Origin of the sequence: Desulfosporosinus sp. (assembly GCF_014237355.1) — a bacterium.
GTDB lineage: Bacteria > Bacillota > Desulfitobacteriia > Desulfitobacteriales > Desulfitobacteriaceae > Desulfosporosinus.
Map to the genome: position 1 here is coordinate 1 of NZ_JABZFS010000057.1, position 18,156 is coordinate 18,156.

The following is an 18,156-nucleotide window of genomic DNA, read 5'->3' on the forward strand; positions in this document are numbered from 1 at the left end:
CAAAAAAAGTTATTTCACTTCTTCTAGAAGAAGATGATTGACTCATGATTTATTTTGAAACTCTTTCGAGTCTCTCTCATTGGCTGTCCTTGTTGTTTAGTTTTCAAAGACCAAAGTCTCTGGCCTTCAAGGCCGGAATCACATCTTAGCATTTTCAACTTCCGTTGTCAACACTAATTTATTAAGGCCATTAATTTAACTACCTAAACGTTTGTTGTTTTTAGCAGTTATTTTCGCGGCACTTCGATATACTAACATTTGATTATCGCATTGTCAACCGTTTTCGAGTAATTTTTAAATAATTTCCCAGGTTGAACACTATCTTTAGTTAACCTAGTACTTTCCGCTAGAGAAAATAAATAATCTCGGTGCCAAACTGCTGTAAATACAGCACTTCGGCACCGGCTCTATTCTTAAATGTTATACCTGGAATTTTATCAAGTAATAGTTTTTCTTTCCTCGTCTAATGACAAGATACTTTCCATCCAATCGTTCCAAATCTGAAACGGTTGCTTCTATCGTTGTATGACGAATATCATTAATATAGATAGCTCCGTTCTCGATGGACTCACGGGCTTGTCGTTTAGAAGAAACTGCTCCCACTTGAACTAATACATCTACTAAACTGGCTTCAGGACTTTCAATTATCGTAGAAGGTACATCGCTAAATCCCTCTTCAATTTCTAGGGCAGTTAGATTTCCAAGGCCTCCCCCGAAAAATGCATCTGAGATCTTCTCTGCCCGATCGAGCGCCTCCTGTCCGTGAACCAACTTTGTTACATCTTTGGCCAAAGCCCTTTGAGCCACTCTTTTCTCAGGCTCCCTTTGTACCCCTTGGGCCAGTTCTTCAATTTCTTCTAAGGATAAGAAGGTAAAGTATTTTAAGAACTTAACAACGTCTTGGTCATCGGTGTTCAGCCAAAACTGATAAAACTTGTAGGGAGACATCTTTTCGGCATCCAGCCAAACGGCGCCTCCTTCAGTCTTTCCAAACTTTGTACCATCACTTTTAGTGACTAGTGGTAACGTCAAGCCGTGCATTTCATTTTCTTGAGTCGTAGTACGACGAATTAAATCAATTCCAGAGGTAATATTACCCCATTGGTCACTTCCTCCAATCTGCATCTCACATCCGTACATTTCATTAAGTTTTAAATAATCGTAAGACTGCAGGATCATATAGCTGAATTCTGTAAAAGAAATCCCCTTGCTCAGACGTGACTCAACCGAGTCTTTAGCAAGCATCGCTCCCAAGGGGAAGTTCTTGCCGATATCTCGGAGGAATTCAATCACGTGAAGAGAGCCTAGCCAGTCATAATTGTTTGCAAGTATCGCAGGATTGTCCGAAGTTTCAAAATCCAAGAAACGACCAAATTGATCCTTAATCTTTTGAGCCCATTGCTCTACAACTTCTTTAGGATTTAAGGTCCGTTCAGATGCTTTGCCACTCGGATCACCGATTAGTCCCGTTCCTCCACCGACTAGAGCAATTGATTTATGTCCTGCTAGTTGAAATCTCCTTAATACTAAAAGTGGCAGTAGGTGTCCAATGTGCAAACTGTCCGCGGTTGGATCGAATCCACAATAAAGCGCCATTGGTCCACTTGATAATCTGTTCCGCAAAGCGTTTTCGTCAGTGTGTTGATAGACAAGCCCTCGATCCTTTAACTCCTTAAAAATGTCCATACACTTAATCTCCCTTTATAAATTTTATATGGCGCGATCGGTATCTTGATCCTCGTTTAAAACGAGGAAGTCCCCCAACACAAGGTTGAGGGACGAAAACACTTCCGCGGTACCACCCACATTGAATCCGTAAAATAAACGGATATCCAGCTTCACCAGCGATAACGAGCTGATCCGAGAGTTTTTTGACTCCTAGTCCTGAGGTGTAGCCCTTGGTTTCTGGATCGGTTTGCACCTAACACCGACTCTCTTCAACCTTCTACCAAGTTTCTTCTCAATCATTCCATTAACTTTATGTATAAGCTAAATTTATTATATTATACAGATTCTCCAACTTGCTCGCAACTAACAACTCCTAATATTATTTACCCTCGTAAAATTCCTCGTAAAAATTCTCGAAAGATTGCCCTCAATTGCCTCTAATTTTTAGAAGTTCCTTGTCCTTGTAAAAGTATGCTATAATTCTAGGGGAAATAAATAGTGTTCTAGCCTCATTCTTTTTATTTATAGGAGGTTGTCTTATGCCATTATCCAGAAAGCCAAATAGGCCTCAACGCCCTAGGCGACGTTCAAAACTACGAATTGTACTCTTGTCAATTACTTCCCTTATCGCACTTATAATAGCTGGCTTAGCAATTTTTGTAGTAGTTGCTGCAGCAGGCACACCCAAATGGGACCCTGCCCTGTTGAATAACTCCAAACAAACTTCATATGTTTATGATAAGGACGGCGTTGAATTTGCTCTATTACATGGTTACGAAAATCGCCAAACTGTTGAATATTCAGAAATCCCCGACCTTGTCAAGAAAACCTTTATCGCGGTTGAGGATAAACGCTTTGAACAACACTTTGGGGTTGACCCCATTCGAATCATTGGCTCCGCTATAACGGATATCAAAACAAGAAGTGCTAGAGAAGGTGCTAGTACTATTACTATTCAGCTTGCCCGTAATGCTTTTATCTCAAACCCTACCGAGAAAAAGTTCACCCGTAAGATTCAAGAAGCAATTCTAGCTATTCAGCTTGAACGAGAATACACCAAAGAAGAGATCCTTACGTTTTACCTGAATAGAATTTTCCTTGGTGAATCATCCTTTGGAATCCAAGCCGCTGCCAAAACCTACTTTGGCGCAGAGCTTGAGGATCTGGCGCCGGCCGAGGTCGCTCTATTAGCAGGTTTACCACAAGCCCCGAGTCAATATAACCCTTACTACCATCCCGATTCGGCCAAGACTCGACGTAACATTGTCCTCGGCGTGATGAGGGATGCTGGGATTATCACCCCAGAAGAGTATGCGAAAGAGAAGGAAGCGCCGTTCACTTATGTGGAGTCCATGAAAAAAAGTCGCGGTGGAGCTCAGAAGACAGAGGTAGCCAGTGCAAGCTATAAGTTTCCCTACTTTGTAGATTACGTTATTGAAGAACTTGAAACAACCTATAACTTAGCTCCTGATCAAATCTTCAGCGGAGGATTGCATATCTATACTACCGTAAATCCGAAAATCCAAGCTGCGGCCGAAGCAGCCTTCGCAGACCCCGCCAATTTCCCCCAAGGAATTAATGACACAAAGGTCGAAGGTGCGATGACCGTTATTGATCCTACGACTGGAGAAATCCAGGCAATGGTTGGAGGGCGAGGCTATACGCCGCGAGGACTTAACAGAGCTTGGCAATCCAAGCGACAACCTGGATCGACTATTAAACCCTTAGTCGTTTACGGCCCAGCCATTGAAAAAGGTGGGTATTTTCCGGGAACAGTTCTTGATGATATGCCTGTAACCTATAACTCAGGCGGCAGTTCATGGTCCCCGACGAACTTTGATACAGCAACAAAAGGCTGGAAAGGCCTTATCACCATGCGTCATGCTGTCGAACAATCTGTTAATATCTATGCCGTCAAACTACTTGATCTTATTGGAGTTGATTACGGATGGTCCTTTGGTAAGAACAATCTTGGACTGCCTCTTGAATCGGGAGATCGAGTTTTAAGTCTAGCTCTAGGTACAACCCATGCCAGTACATTAGACATGGCAGCCGCTTATGGGGTTTATGCCAACAATGGGGTTAGCATCAATGATCATGCCGTAGTGAAAGTTTTAGACTCCAAGGGAAACACTGTAATTACCCCTAAAATTACAAAAAACCGAGTTATGAAAGAAACTACGGCCTATATTGTTAACAGTATGCTGCGTAGTGTTGTAACAAACGGTACAGGAACCAATGCTCAATTTGGAAACTGGGCTGTTGCCGGTAAAACCGGTACTTCTTCTTTGCCCGATAACCTCAAATATAAGACTGGTAATACGGATGCTTGGTTTGCCGGATATACACCTAACTACACCGGGGTTGTTTGGATGGGTTATGATTCTAACCCTGACCTTGATAAACAGGGAACTCCGGGACCTTATTATTTGCGCAGTGTGTATGGCGGTGGTTTCCCCGCCAAAATATGGAAAAAAGTTATGACTGCCGCTCATAAGGATCTCCCTGTAAAATCAAAGTTCGATCAACCTTCAGGTATTGTTAGTGGCTCTTTCGATAAAAAATCCGGGCTTCTTCCCAGCAGTTTAACCCCTACAGAATTTATTTCAACAGAAATAGCAGCTCAGGGAGACTTACCCACACGGATCAGTGACGTCTGGATTGAAAAAGAGGTCGATGCGGATCATCCAAATATGCTGCCATCTCCCAATTCACAGAATACCATAACTAAAATTTTCTTGAATTTACCTGACCGAGATCCTGCCTGGACTTGGCCTTCCAATGAGATTCCTTACAAACCACCTACAGAGGTAGCTCCAGATCCAATCTCAGATACAATTAAAGATCCTGATATAATAGAACCTGTAGACGATGATGATCTTCCTACAGACTCTTCCCTCCCCACACCAGTGCTTGGAAACGTGGAATATAAATCCAAAACCTCTAAGGTGGAAATCCCGATTACAAACCTTTCAGGAAACCCAAAAAACTATTCTGCGATTGTCTATATTCAGCGTCCAGGGCAGCTTCAGGGTATGATCCCGGTTAAAGTTTCTAACGGTGCTCTTTCCTTTACGCTAGCTATAGATGACAAAGCTCCCACTCCAGGGTCTTACTTTTTCCGCGCCGCGTTTCAAAACCCCCAAAAAACCGAGGTTGGTCCCTCATCCAACTTAGTTAAACTAATTCTAACAGATTAGATAATAATTTTTTAGATTAAGTGGACTCGTTCAAATAAGACAAAAACAGCACTGAACCTTCACAGTAGGTCTTCAGTGCTGTTTTATTACGCCGAGGTGTTATGGCTACTTTAATTCGACAACCGTCACACCAGAATCTCCCTCACCATACTCTCCTATCCTGAAACTTCGTACATGAGGGTGTCCTTTTAAAAATCCTTGTATCCCTGTTCGCATAGCGCCAGTCCCTTTGCCATGTATTACATAAATCAGACCGATGCCACCAAGAACTGCGTCATCCATATATTTATCTAAGGCTTCCCTGCCCTCCTCCACAAGCATTCCTCTTAAATCTATCTCGTTGCGTATCTCTTCAGCTTTTCGGACCCCGATACCCATTTCGCGTGAATATTTGGGCGTAACTTTCTTCTCCTCTTGAGCTAATTTTAATTCTGTCAATGGTACCATCACTTTCATGATACCGGCCTGGACAAGTACCTCACCATTGGTATTTGGGAGCTTTACGACTTGACCTTTCTGCCTAAGCTTTGTCATATATACTGTCTGTCCAAGTATTATCTGACCTGCTGATAATTCACTATCCGAGCGTTTCACTTGCCGGCCATGATCCAGCTTTGCTGATATACGGTGAAATCCCTGACGGGCCTTCTCAATATCTTGTTGTTGCTTGTTTTCCTTTTTTAAAGCTGCTTTTAACTCTTCAATGATAGTATCAGCTTCTCGTTTAGCTTCTCTGATAAGCTCGTTAGCTTCATCCCTTGCCAAAGCCAGCAATAGTTCAAATTCCTCATCTAAACGTATTGATTTTTCTTCGAGGGCTTTACTTTGCTTCTCTACTGCTCGCCGGCCTGTTTCGGCCTTTTCTTTCTCTAGCTCAATCTCCCGATGGGTTTCGCCCAAATTTTCAATAAGATCAGCAACTTGCATTTCCCGCTCAGTTACAAAGGTATTGGCTTTTTCAAGGACTCTCTCGCTTAAACCCAATCGTCCCGCAATGGTAAAGGCATTACTTTTACCGGGAATGCCCACTAATAATCGATAGGTCGGACGTAAAGTCTCGGTGTCGAACTCTACAGAAGCGTTTTTGACCCGTGGTGTTTCGTAAGCAAAGGTCTTTAAGGCCCCATAGTGGGTTGTTGAAACGATTCGACACCCTCGTTCATGTAGTTCCGCCAGAATGCCCATGGCAAGTGCTGCCCCTTCTGTTGGATCTGTTCCAGCCCCAACCTCATCAAGTAATATCAAAGAACGGGCATCAGCTCGATTTATAATTTCAACGATGTTTTTCATATGCCCAGAGAACGTACTTAAGGATTGCTCCACACTCTGTTCGTCCCCAATGTCGGCAAATATCTGAGTGAAAACTCCCATTTGTGAGTCACTTTCTGCAGGAATTTGTAAACCCGATTGATTCATAGCTGCCATAAGTCCGACAACTTTAAGAGCCACGGTTTTTCCTCCAGTATTAGGCCCAGTAATCACTAGGGTATCAAAATCATTTCCTAACTCTAAGGAAAGCGGTACAACTCCTCCGCTAATCAAGGGATGTCGTGCTTGAACGAGCTTCATTTGTTGCTTAGTAACTAATTCTGGTGCACCTGCATTCATAGTCACACTTAAATGAGCTTTGGCAACCACAAGATCCAATTGTGCTAAAGCCTCATGCAGATCGGCGATCTCATCAGCACGTCCCTCGATTTGAGCTGAGAGCATTTGCAGAATTCGTTGCACTTCACGTTGTTCCTTTAATATCACTTCACGCAGTTCATTCCCTAGATGGACAACGGGCATAGGTTCAATAAACAAGGTTGCACCACTCGCCGATTGATCGTGAACAATACCAGGAAATGCAGTACGGTATTCCTGCTTAATCGGTATCACATACCGATCCGAGCGCTGTGTAATAATAGGATCTTGTAACATTTTCTGATAACTAGAGTTCCGTAAAGCGCCCTCTAAGGTTTCCCTTATGCGGTTTTGCAATCGGTTTATAGCTCGCCTCAAATCTGCTAATTCTGGGGAGGCATTGTCTGCGACCTTCCCATCTTCCGAAATACAGCGTGATATTTCATCTTCCAGTTCCTTTTGTGGCTCGATGGGTAACATAATATCCCATAGACCAGGAAATTCCTCTTTAAATTCTAGAAGGTGTTGTTTTGTCTTCCGGCCAACTCGCAAAGTATCTCGAATTTCAAGAAGCTCCTCTCCCTGAATCACTCCTCCGCGCAAACATCGCTCAATGTAAGTCCGAATCTCCTTCGACCCTCGGACCGAAAAAAGTGGATTTCCCCGCAGCAGAATTTTTGCTTCATTTGTCTTTTGCAATTCTAAACGTACCAATTCCAAATTAATATAAGGTTTTAAGCCAATGGCTAATTCTCTTGCTCTTGGAAGAATACAAAAGTCTGCTAACTTTGCTAATACTTTTGGAAAGTCCAATTTATTCAGGACTTTATCATCAATTCCCATTAATGCCTCCTTACCTAAATAACGCCACGGAAGAAATGCCCTTTAGTAAATCCCTCTGGGAAAAGAGAGGTTAACTCAGACATCCCATCATTAGGAGTCCCTATGCCCTTCTTGTTTACATTTAACGCATCCCAAGCCTCATTAAACAAACGAACGGTCTGACGAACTTGCGCCGGGGTTTGTCTAGTCAATTGTAATCGAATGGTCGAAAATCCCATACGTCGTATTTGGGCAAGCTCTTCGTAGAGGTTGAGAGTTTTAACGTTAAAAAGATGCATCCGACACTCCTGGTCAGTCTCTACTGGAAAATCATATCGCATGCGGTCACGTAAGAAATGAGGTTCTTTCATACATGTCCTAGCACAGTGTTCACCATTTTTTCCGCCTAAGGTTGACCCTACTGGGCAGTATTCGCTTACCATCATCTCCAAATCCCCAAAGGCCAGGACCTCTGCCCCCTGCCATTTAGCTAAATAACCCAGTTGTTCATGGTGCAGTTCGGGAGAAAGGGTTACCCTTTTAGCGCCTTGCCTATAAAAGTAAGCTAGACTCGCTTCATTAAAAACATTTAAAGAATAGTCCACTTCAAACGGCCAATCCGGATTAATGGACTTCAACATCTCTAACTCTCCAAGGTTTGCTACCATTATTTTAGGGGTTTCTCTCCACTCCACCGCTTGTTTAAGATCTGAGAGAAGATGTTCACTCTGGGCTTGATTTAAAACCCGTGGCAAACGCCAGGTACAATCAATTCCTAGCTTTCTGCAATTATTAAAGCTCGTGCGAATTTCTTCTAGGGAAAAACCTCTCCGAGAGCGCCAATGCTCTCCCCCAATCAAAACCCGCTTAGCTCCTGCTTTAAGGGAAGCTTCTAGGGTTAGTACATCACTAACAGCCACTGAAACCTGGGGGATGATCTTTTCCCTATTTAGAGTTGACTGTTCCGCTACCTGACGTTGTTTCCAAAGCTGGATTCTCTGCTTATATATCTGCCGATCAACCCTTTGTGGTGGTTCTATAGTTAAGAGTTTTTCCACCGCTAGGCGACGCATTTCATTAAGGTCACTTACCGGTAGCATAATATCCTCATCAGTCTCCAATTCCAACTTGTCTAACCAAAAAGGGGTTGTCCCTAATCGCCCTAACTGCTGGAAGGCATAGTCCCAGGTCAACGGTCTTTTCAAGGCTTTTTGCGCTGCACCCGCTGAATAAACTATTATCCTACGCTGATCGTCCACCACCTCTAAGCATAGTTTTTCTCCTATATGACCGGATAGACGCATAGACAGCGGGCTTTTCCGTTGTTCTCGCCCCTCTTGAAAGCTTTGCCGGGCTTTTTCCATTAGTAAGGCATCATTGGTTTTAAAAACTCTATCCCCGGGTTGTGCTACTCCAGAAAACTCTATCTGTACAGTTTCCCCAGGCAATCCTTCCATGGTTTCCTTACGATCGTTCCAAATTTGGCCGACTGTAACCCCTTCCCGCCCACGACCTGTCCAAAATTCAATCCCATCTCCCGGATGCAATGCAGCTTCCAGCTTAATCCATAAACGTCCATGTTCTAGTCGAGCCACTCGACCGAGGCGGGTTCCGCGATTGTTTGGCCGACTATAACTCATAAGTTCTGCGCCAAGGTTACCTCTAAAATAACCCCTTGTAAAATCACGGTTAAACACCTGTAATAGTTCCTGATGCTCCTCAGGGGTTAGTAAGGGGTTAACTGTGCTACCTTCTTGCTGGCCTCCAATTCGGTCTATAGCATGCCGATAAAGTCTAATAACTGTAGCTACATATTCTGGCCGTTTCATTCTTCCTTCTACTTTAATAGAATGAATCCCAATTTGTTTTAGCTCGGATAATTCCTCCGCTAAATTTAAGTCCCGAGGGCTTAATAAATGATCCCCGGTGTTCTTCTGGGCTAAAAGGTTCTCCTTTTCATTATTAACGAGCTGATACGTCATTCTACAAGGCTGGGCACAGGTTCCTCGGTTTCCACTCCTCCCGCCAATAAAGCTCGACATTAGGCACTGTCCTGAATAGCCTATGCAAAGTGCTCCGTGAACAAAGACTTCAATTTCCAAGGGTGTTTTTTCCGCAATAGCTTTCATTTCATCTGCCGAGGTCTCCCGTGCTAAAACAACTCGGCTAAAGCCAAGTGATTCTAAGTGCTTAACACCCCAACTTGTGTTCACCGTCATTTGCGTGCTGGCATGAATCTCCATTTCCGGAAGAATACTTTGAATGATTTCCGCAACTCCAACATCTTGTAAAATAACGGCATCGACGGATATTTCCTGTAAGGCATACAAATAGTCCAACAATTCCTTAAATTCCTGATCTGCAATCAGAATATTTACGGTCACATATACTTTAACTTGGCGTTCATGGGCGTAACGTACGGCTTTTTGCAATTCTTCTAAATCAAAATTTGCAGCGCTTGCCCTGGCACTAAAGCTTTTTCCGCCAAGATAAACAGCATCCGCTCCATTTTCTACCGCCGCTTTAAAGGCTTCGAAACTTCCTGCTGGAGCCAATAGTTCTAGTGGTCTGGACTGTTCTGATCTTAATTCGTTCATTGATAATTCTCCTGTTTCCACGTGTGGAATTACTCCTTGATTCCCAATCCTGCTTAGAGCAGGACAATACCTTAATTATAGTTGTTTCGCTTTGATTTGTACAATTGGGCATTGGCAATTACTAATTAATGGATACTGTAAGAAAAGTGAAATTTTATTATTGACACCTTTAAGCATATACTTTAAGATTAAATTAATTGAATAGCGGTAGCATGGCAGGACAGTAGGAGTTGGGCAAAGAGGCACTTCTGCGGAGGTGTATTTTTTATGCCCAAAATTATGAGGAGGTATGATGGTGAAAAAGTTATTTGCATTCGGATTAAGTTTGTTATTGTTACTTAGTTTAGTTGGTTGTGGGGCAGCTAAATCTGGGACTAGTTCTACTGGGAATGAGGACCAAAAGCAACTAAAGATTGGCATCGTTCAAATTGTTGAGCATCCGGCCTTGGATAGTGCACGCGAAGGATTTTTAGAGACCCTTAAGAAAAACGGTTATGAAGTTGGAAAAAACCTCACGGTTGACTATCAAAATGCCCAGGGAGATCAGTCGATACTCCAATCAATTACTCAAAAGTTTTCTTCTAGTAAATTGGACCTGGTCCTAGCTATTGCTACACCATCTGCGCAAGCAATGGCAAGTGCCAGCACAGATATCCCCATTCTAATCACCGCTGTCACGGATCCAGTAGAAGCAAAACTCGTGAATAGTATGGATAAGCCGGGGAAAAATGTTACAGGAACAACTGATATGAATCCCATTAAAGAGCAATTTGAACTGATGAAGACATTGGTTCCCACCGTAAAAAAAGTCGGAGTTATCTATAACGCCGGGGAAGTTAATTCTCAAGTGCAAGTTGCTATCGCGAAGAAAGTAGCCTCTGAGCTTGGCTTGGAGATTGTTGAAGCGACTGTTACCACAAGTGCCGACGTTTTACAAGCTAGTCAATCATTAATTGGAAAAGTTGATACAATCTATGTACCTACAGATAATATGGTGGTTTCTGCTGCCCAATCCGTGGTACAAGTATCACACAAGAACAAAATCCCCATCATTTCCGGGGAAAGCAGCGTTGTTGACAAAGGTGCTCTAGCTACCATTGGTATTAACTACAAAAACTTAGGTCAGCAAACTGGCGAAATGGCCCTACGCGTTTTCAAGGGAGAAAAACCACAAGAAATGCCTATCGAATCTCAAAAGGACTTTGATACGGTGCTCAACCAGACAGCCATCGATTTGTTAGGTATAACCGTACCAGAGGATATCTCGAAGAAAGCAATTATAGTCAAATAGTAATATATGAGTAAACTCGTTTAGCAGAAGCTGTCAGCGAGACTTATACCACTGAAGCAGAATATGGAACACCCACTGTAGAAGTGGGGTGTTCCATGATGAATCAAGTTTCAAACCCCCTCTTCTTGTAAGTGGGGGGATGTTCCTTTTATTGTACAGGTTAGGCTAAAATGTTGACTTGTTAAAGCAAATGTAATTGGGGTGTTGAAGATGTTCGCTCAAATAGCGCTCGGAACAATGGAACAGGGTTTAATGTATGCAATCATGGTTTTAGGTGTCTATCTGACGTTTCGGATTCTTGATTATGCAGACTTGTCTGTGGACGGGAGTTTTACCCTCGGTGCAGCTACTGCTACATCGATGATAGTCGGCGGAACTGACCCATGGTTAGCCACTGGAATGGCGTTTATTGCCGGAACCCTAGCCGGGTTATTTACGGGAATACTTCATACCAAGTTTAAAATCACGCCCTTACTCTCAGGGATCTTAACAATGACAGCACTTTATTCAATTAATCTCCGTGTGATGGGTAGAGCAAATATTTCGCTCCTTGGCTCACAGACCATCTTCTCTGATTTTTCAAAGTTGCCTTTAATGGAAGAGTATGGTGTCTTTGCGCTCAGTTTGATTTCTGTGATATTAATAGGCTCTGTCATTTATTTCTTCTTGCAAACTGAATTAGGGCTTGCCTTACGGGCCACTGGGGATAACGAACTGATGATACGAAGCCTCGGAGTAAACACGGATTTCATGAAAATCCTTGGACTAAGTCTATCGAATGGTTTAGTTGCCTTAGCCGGAAGCTATGTGGCTCAAAAATTACAATTTGCCGATGCTAGTATGGGGATCGGGATGATTATTGCCGGGTTAGCTTCAGTTATCATTGGAGAAGTATTGATCGGAACCTCTTCGATTGGACGAACTATTATCGCCGTAATATGTGGAGGTATACTATATCGCGTAATCATTGCCGTTGTCTTACAGCTAGGTTTAGAGGCAACCGACTTAAAATTAATAACGTCCTTCATTGTCATCACCGCCTTGGTTTCACCAACCGTCCGGAAAAAGATTGCGTCCTGGAGTGCAGGGGTTGCGGGAAAGGAGGCACAATAACTTGTTAAATGTCCATGAGGTTTTAAAGACCTTTAACCAGGGAACTATTAATCAAAAGATAGCCTTAGATAAGGTTTGTTTGCAACTTTTACCGAATGATTTCGTTACGATTATTGGAAGTAATGGTGCCGGCAAATCGACACTTTTGAATGCCATTGCCGGGAATTTTCTAGTGGATTCTGGTAAAATATCGATTGAAGGAATAGATATCACACGTCTTCCTGCCCATAAACGGGCTGGCTTAATTAGCAGAGTTTTTCAAGACCCCTTATCCGGTACTGCAGCCTCAATGACTATTGAGGAAAATCTTATTATGGCCTTTCGCAGAGGAAAGGTCCGACGTTTACGACCAGCCATTGGCTCCAAAGAGAGAGACTTGTTTCGGGTAGAATTAGAAAAACTCGGTTTAGGTCTTGAAAATCGGCTGACCCATCGGGTAAGTCTTTTATCAGGGGGACAACGACAAGCCCTCACTCTTCTTATGGCAACATTAGAAAAGCCTAAGTTATTGCTTCTTGACGAACACACTGCGGCACTCGATCCTAAGACGGCCGAAAAGGTCTTAGAATTGACCTGCGGTGTGACAGAACAACAAAAACTAACGACCTTGATGATCACCCACAACCTCGACCATGCTCTTACCTTTGGGAATCGAACAATTATGATGCACGAAGGCCGGGTGATTCTTGACATTAAAGGAATAGAACGTACTGATATGACGATAAGTCGCTTGCTCGAAATGTTCGAGAAAGCTAGTGGATCCCATATGAATAACGACCGCATGATTCTGGCCTAAATCTTTTCCAAGAGGGTAAGTTGATTACCCTCTTTTTTTTGTGCATTCAACGTATCGCGGCCCTATGTCAGCAGAATTTGAGGAGTAATATCCCAATTTATGAGAACACTAATACTGTTCAAAATAGGCAAAGAAAGACTTCCATTGGCGTGTCCTATCTAATACTAAGAATAGTTTGCATCAGATGAAGTGGAGGCAATTTTATTAATGTGGAAAAAAGGAGTATTACTGGTTGGATTATCATTTATAGGCTTATATGCCCTATTCCAGGTTGCTTATTATGCTACATCGGTTCCCTCTTTCTGTGGATCATGCCATGAGGTAACCCAGTATGTAACTTCATGGCAAACCTCTGCACATAAGAATTTTAATTGTATGGAATGCCATCAACCCAGTGGAGAATTAGGGAAATTTCATGCTAAAGCAAGAGGTTTGAATTATGTATTCCAACATTTTAGTGGTGACTATACTATACCAACCAGCGCTCCTATCTTCGAACAAAATTGTATTCAATGTCATCTAGGTGATAATAAAGCATATCCGACAATAAGGCTTAAGAATACTTCTAAGGTTAATCATTATAAGACAATAAGAAAATCCCAATCATGTCTTGAATGCCATAGGGAAACTGGCCATTCGACTGACATTTATTTAAGTAAGGATTTGAAAGGAGCCAAACCCTAATAAACGTCACCTAGGAGGAATAACTTTGAATTACGATAAACCATTGCTAGCCATGTTAATTGGGATAATTGTAGTTATACCTCTTGAAATAATGGGATTATTTTTTAGACATTTAAGGTGGATAACCATTACCCCCGGAGAAGCGTGTAGTATGATGTTTATGCCTGAAGGAAGTTGGACACTGGGACTATTAGCACTCCCTTTAGTTGGTGCACTAGCGATTCTTATACTTTATTATCTTACTAAAATTATAGGAACTGATTATCTTCCTATAAAGGGAGCGCTAGTCGGAATGTGTACATATTCTTTCATATTTACAGTCTTTGGCACTCTCTCAAAAAATCATTCTATGCTACAAGGTACCTTGGGTAATTATATTTTCGCATTAAGTTCAGGGTTTGCTGGTTTTTTGGCGGGAATTCTAATGAAAAAGTTTCTGTTTAAGCCAAGTCAACAAGTAAAAGATTAGGTATTGACCAACGGTTTATAATAAAAAATGAGGCATCGCAAATTACTTTTAACTGAAGTAGCTTTAGCGACGCCCTCTTTTTTTTCATATCTACCTAATATTACTCTGTCTTTTCTCCAAGTAATTGCATTAAGGTCTCTTGTTCTTCTCGAAGCTTAGCGAGTTCATCGGCTAAATTCAAAGCAGTTAGTACCGCCGTCTGGTGAACACTCAAGCGAGGGAGCCGTTGAGCGATCAAACGCATTTTCTTATCAACTTCATGCGCTAAACCTTGAATATACAGTGCTGTTCCTTCACCGCGGACCACATGTTTTTCTCCAAAAATCTCAACGGTGATTTTGACTGGTTCATGTGCCACACTTTCTCCTCGCTCTCTTGTACGCGTCACTCGCTTGTCTTTATTTTCGCCGTTCCGCGCCAAATTCCTGCTGAATTCCCTCTAAAATACGCGAATTTAGTAGATTTACTTCCTCATCTGTCAGCGTTCGTTCTAAGGACTGATAACGTAGTGAGAATGCCAAACTTTTGTAACCTGCGGGTATAGGGTTTCCGGTATACACGTCAAATATTTCGACTTGCTGCAATAAGTCTCCGCCCAGCTTTTTCATTTTGGCCATAACTGCTTCAGCTGAAGTCTCTACAGCAACGACAAGGGCCATATCCCTTTGTATTGCCGGAAAGCGCGGGATGGAATGGGCGCGTACAGTTTGTCTGATCCGCGCAAACAAGGGTGCCAATTCTAACTCGAAAACCACCGCTCGGTCAAGTCCCCATTCTTTTCCTAATGAAGGGTGGATTTCGCCAAGGAAACCAACATACTGATTCTCAACATAAATGTCTGCTGAACGGCCTGGGTGTAGCAAGGATTGGCTTTCAGCGACTCGATATTCTAGTTTAAGCCCAAATTCGAGGGCAAGTCCTTCCAAAATTCCCTTGAGATAGTAGAAGTCATAACTAACCGGTTGCTCAAGCCAATGTCTCTCACTCTTCCCTACTGCGACCCCAGCTGCTCTCAATTCTTCCCGAGGAAGCTTCTGCAAAGGATGCTCGTCTCCCCAATACGTATTTCCAATTTCGAAAATACTTACGTCCATATTGCGACGTGCGACATTCCGTGCTGCTACATCAAGGAGTCCTGGTATAAGAGTGGTACGCATTACCCCAAGTTCCTCACGCAATGGGTTAAGCAAGGGAATCGAATGCTTTGCACTTCCCCATTGGGCATCTGATTCTGCGCGAGTAAACGTATAAGTCATCACCTCATCCATCCCAGACTGGGTGAACGTCTTACGTAACCGCCGACGAAACTCTTGTTCAGGAGTTCTCCTGCCTTGAGTCTGATCTCCTTGTGGAAGAGTAGTTGGGATTCGGTCATAACCAATCAAACGCGCAACTTCTTCCATAAGGTCTTCTTCAATCTCAAGATCTGAACGATAGGTGGGAATCTCAACTTGAAATAATCCATCACTTTCCTTATACTCGAAGTTTAAATCCTCTATCACTTGCTGGATCTCGGATACTCCCAGTTCGATTCCTAAAACCGTCGACGTATGCTCCGTAGATAGTATAACTTGACGACGGGTCGGCAGATTTTTGATTTCATCCACGAAGGAAACCGGACGTCCCGCCTTAAGATCTTGTAGTAAATCACAAACTCGCCCTAAAGACGCTGCGATTCCATAGGCATTGATTCCTTTTTCGAAGCGGTTCGAAGCCTCCGACCTAAGACCTAGGCGGCGACTTGTCCGACGGATACTAACTGGTGCAAAATGAGCAGCTTCAATCATTAAGCGTCTTGTATCCTTCGTTACTTCACTGTTTAGCCCACCCATTACCCCGGCTAAACCTAGAGCTTGACGGTCGTCTGCAATTAGCAGGGCATCTTTGTGAAGTGTGCGCTCAACCCCATCTAAGGTCACTAGTTGTTCTCCTGGATAAGCTGGTCGGACATGAACATCCCCTTCAATCTTATCCCTGTCAAAGGCATGTAACGGTTGTCCCATTTCCAACATAACATAGTTCGTAATATCAACAATATTATTAATCGGACGAACTCCTGCAGCTTTAAGCCGACGTTGCATCCACTCTGGAGAGGGTTCAATATGGACATCTTCAACCACTAATCCAGCATAACGCCAACATAAATCATTGTCTTCGATAACAATCCGAAGATCGGAGGCGATTGGAAGGGAGAGCACTTGATCTGGCTCCGCCCACTTCGGCAAATGAGGTTTCTTCCGAGTGAGAGATGCAACTTCACGAGCAACATTGACCATCGCCAAGCAATCTGGGCGATTCGGGTAGAGCTCCAAATCTAAGACACTATCTTCACGTCCTAAATAGTGACCAAAGTTTTCTCCAATCGGAGCCGTGGAGGGTAGAATAAGAATTCCATCTGCACTTCGATCTAATCCCACCGTATCATCTACCAGAAGCTCTTCTCGCGAACATAGCATCCCTTGTGAAACGACCCCTCTAAGCTTAGACTTTCGGATGGAAAGATCATTAGGAAGGGTTGCTCCTACTAAGGCCACTGGAATACGATCTCCATTAAGCAAATTCTGTGCGCCAGTGACAATCGTTATTTCCTCTTGACCCACATTCACAACACAAACCAACAATCGATCTGCATCGGGATGCTTTGTCAAACTGATTATTTCGCCGATCACTACTTTTTCGAACCCCTTATTTAGGTTCTCGACATCCTCAACTTCAATACCACCACGGGTTAGAGTTTCTGCCAACTCTTCTGCACTCTGGTCTATATCAACTAGTTGGTTCAACCATTCTAAACTGACTTTCATGCCCTTTCCCCCTTAAAACTGTTGCAAGAATCGTAAATCATTATCAAATAAGAGCCGCATATCTTCGATACCAAACTTCAGCATGGCAATGCGCTCAACTCCCATTCCGAAGGCAAATCCTGTGACTTCCTGTGGATTATATCCACCCATTTCTAAAACCTTCGGATGAACCATGCCTGATCCTAATATTTCTATCCAACCGGTTCCTTTGCAGAGACGACACCCTGATCCTCCGCAAAGCATACAAGAAACATCGACTTCTGCACTCGGCTCAGTGAAAGGAAAAAAGCTCGGCCTTAAACGAATTTCTCTAGACTCACCAAACATCTCGCGAGAGAAATTAAGTAGAATTCCCTTGAGATCTGACATTCGGATTCCACGGTCAACAACAAGCCCTTCTACTTGATGAAACATTGGGGAATGAGTTGCATCATCGTCATTGCGATAGACTTTCCCTGGAGCAATAATTTTTACAGGAAGTTGAGGATGGAGCTTCTCCATGGTTCGAATCTGTACTGGAGAGGTCTGAGTTCGAAGCAAAATCTCCTCTGTAATATAAAAGGAGTCTTGCATTTCACGAGCCGGATGTTCCTTCGGAAGATTAAGCGCTTCAAAGTTATAATAATCCGACTCTATCTCCGGTCCTTCTGCAATCTGAAAACCCATCCCTAAGAAGATATCTTCAATCTCTTCGATGACTTGGGTAAGGGGATGATAATGTCCTCGATGAACACGGATTCCTGGCAATGTAATATCGATTCGTTCTGTAGCTAATCTTTGCTCTAGAGCTATCCTCTCTAGCTCTGCACTACGTTTTTCCCAGGCTTGTTCCAGTTGGCTGCGGACCTCATTTACGACCTGCCCCATAATGGGTCGTTCTTCGGGGCTTAAGCTTCCCATTTGCCGCAGCATAGCGGTTAAAGACCCCTTTTTACCAAGGACTTTTACTTTAAGCTCTTGTAGTGCTTCTGGTCTGTCCAACTCGCTTAGTTCTCTTAATGCCTCTTCTCTGATGCGTAGTATCTCACTCTTCAAACAAATCACCCTTTCCAAATCTTTCTCTGGGACAAGGGGACAGGTTCCTTG

13 protein-coding genes are annotated in these 18,156 nt (G+C 43.1%); 6 read left to right on the plus strand and 7 right to left on the minus strand.

The features are described from left to right. Positions 1-420 precede the first annotated feature (420 nt). Both tyrS and HGJ98_RS12160 read right to left on the minus strand, forming a co-directional pair. On the minus strand, positions 421-1,686 hold the full coding sequence (gene tyrS, locus HGJ98_RS12155; protein WP_291351685.1) for a tyrosine--tRNA ligase: 1,266 nt from the start codon (positions 1,684-1,686) through the stop codon (positions 421-423). Between the two features lie 4 nt (positions 1,687-1,690). Then, entirely contained in the window at positions 1,691-1,921 is a 231-nt protein-coding gene (locus tag HGJ98_RS12160) for a hypothetical protein (RefSeq protein WP_291351686.1), read from the minus strand. A gap of 286 nt (positions 1,922-2,207) precedes the next feature. On the opposite strand from HGJ98_RS12160, the gene HGJ98_RS12165 reads away from it, so the two are divergent. Further along, positions 2,208-4,868, plus strand: coding sequence for a transglycosylase domain-containing protein (locus tag HGJ98_RS12165; protein ID WP_291351687.1), 2,661 nt, complete (start codon positions 2,208-2,210; stop codon positions 4,866-4,868). Between the two features lie 105 nt (positions 4,869-4,973). On the opposite strand, the gene HGJ98_RS12170 is transcribed toward HGJ98_RS12165, so the two are convergent. After that, positions 4,974-7,337, minus strand: coding sequence for an endonuclease MutS2 (locus tag HGJ98_RS12170; RefSeq protein ID WP_291351688.1), 2,364 nt, complete (start codon positions 7,335-7,337; stop codon positions 4,974-4,976). Positions 7,338-7,351: 14 nt separating this feature from the next. Continuing rightward, entirely contained in the window at positions 7,352-9,913 is a 2,562-nt protein-coding gene (locus HGJ98_RS12175; RefSeq protein WP_291351689.1) for a U32 family peptidase, read from the minus strand. 292 nt (positions 9,914-10,205) lie between these two features. Between HGJ98_RS12175 and HGJ98_RS12180 the strand changes: the two genes are divergently transcribed. From HGJ98_RS12180 to HGJ98_RS12200, 5 genes are all read left to right on the plus strand, one after another. Beyond that, positions 10,206-11,204: an ABC transporter substrate-binding protein gene (locus HGJ98_RS12180; RefSeq protein ID WP_291351690.1), complete on the plus strand. Its 999-nt coding sequence runs from the start codon at positions 10,206-10,208 to the stop codon at positions 11,202-11,204. 210 nt (positions 11,205-11,414) lie between these two features. Next, positions 11,415-12,317 (plus strand): ABC transporter permease, encoded by a 903-nt coding sequence (locus tag HGJ98_RS12185; RefSeq protein WP_291351691.1) that lies wholly within the window; start codon positions 11,415-11,417, stop codon positions 12,315-12,317. Position 12,318: 1 nt separating this feature from the next. Then, positions 12,319-13,113 carry an ABC transporter ATP-binding protein gene (locus HGJ98_RS12190; RefSeq protein WP_291351692.1) on the plus strand — a complete coding sequence of 265 codons (795 nt, stop codon included), beginning with the start codon at positions 12,319-12,321 and terminating at the stop codon, positions 13,111-13,113. Between the two features lie 207 nt (positions 13,114-13,320). Next, positions 13,321-13,797 (plus strand): NapC/NirT family cytochrome c, encoded by a 477-nt coding sequence (locus tag HGJ98_RS12195; protein ID WP_291351693.1) that lies wholly within the window; start codon positions 13,321-13,323, stop codon positions 13,795-13,797. A gap of 25 nt (positions 13,798-13,822) precedes the next feature. Continuing rightward, on the plus strand, positions 13,823-14,266 hold the full coding sequence (locus HGJ98_RS12200) for a hypothetical protein (protein ID WP_291351694.1): 444 nt from the start codon (positions 13,823-13,825) through the stop codon (positions 14,264-14,266). A gap of 100 nt (positions 14,267-14,366) precedes the next feature. Here HGJ98_RS12200 and HGJ98_RS12205 read toward each other — a convergent pair whose 3' ends face one another. Genes HGJ98_RS12205 through pheS form a run of 3 tightly spaced genes read right to left on the minus strand, consistent with a single transcriptional unit; the run spans position 14,367 to position 18,105 of the window. Beyond that, entirely contained in the window at positions 14,367-14,624 is a 258-nt protein-coding gene (locus tag HGJ98_RS12205; RefSeq protein ID WP_291351705.1) for a cell division protein ZapA, read from the minus strand. Positions 14,625-14,664: 40 nt separating this feature from the next. Beyond that, positions 14,665-17,070, minus strand: a complete 2,406-nt coding sequence (gene pheT, locus HGJ98_RS12210; protein ID WP_291351695.1) for a phenylalanine--tRNA ligase subunit beta — start codon at positions 17,068-17,070, stop codon at positions 14,665-14,667. Between the two features lie 12 nt (positions 17,071-17,082). After that, positions 17,083-18,105 carry a phenylalanine--tRNA ligase subunit alpha gene (pheS, locus tag HGJ98_RS12215; RefSeq protein ID WP_291351706.1) on the minus strand — a complete coding sequence of 341 codons (1,023 nt, stop codon included), beginning with the start codon at positions 18,103-18,105 and terminating at the stop codon, positions 17,083-17,085. Between the last annotated feature and the right edge of the window lie 51 nt (positions 18,106-18,156).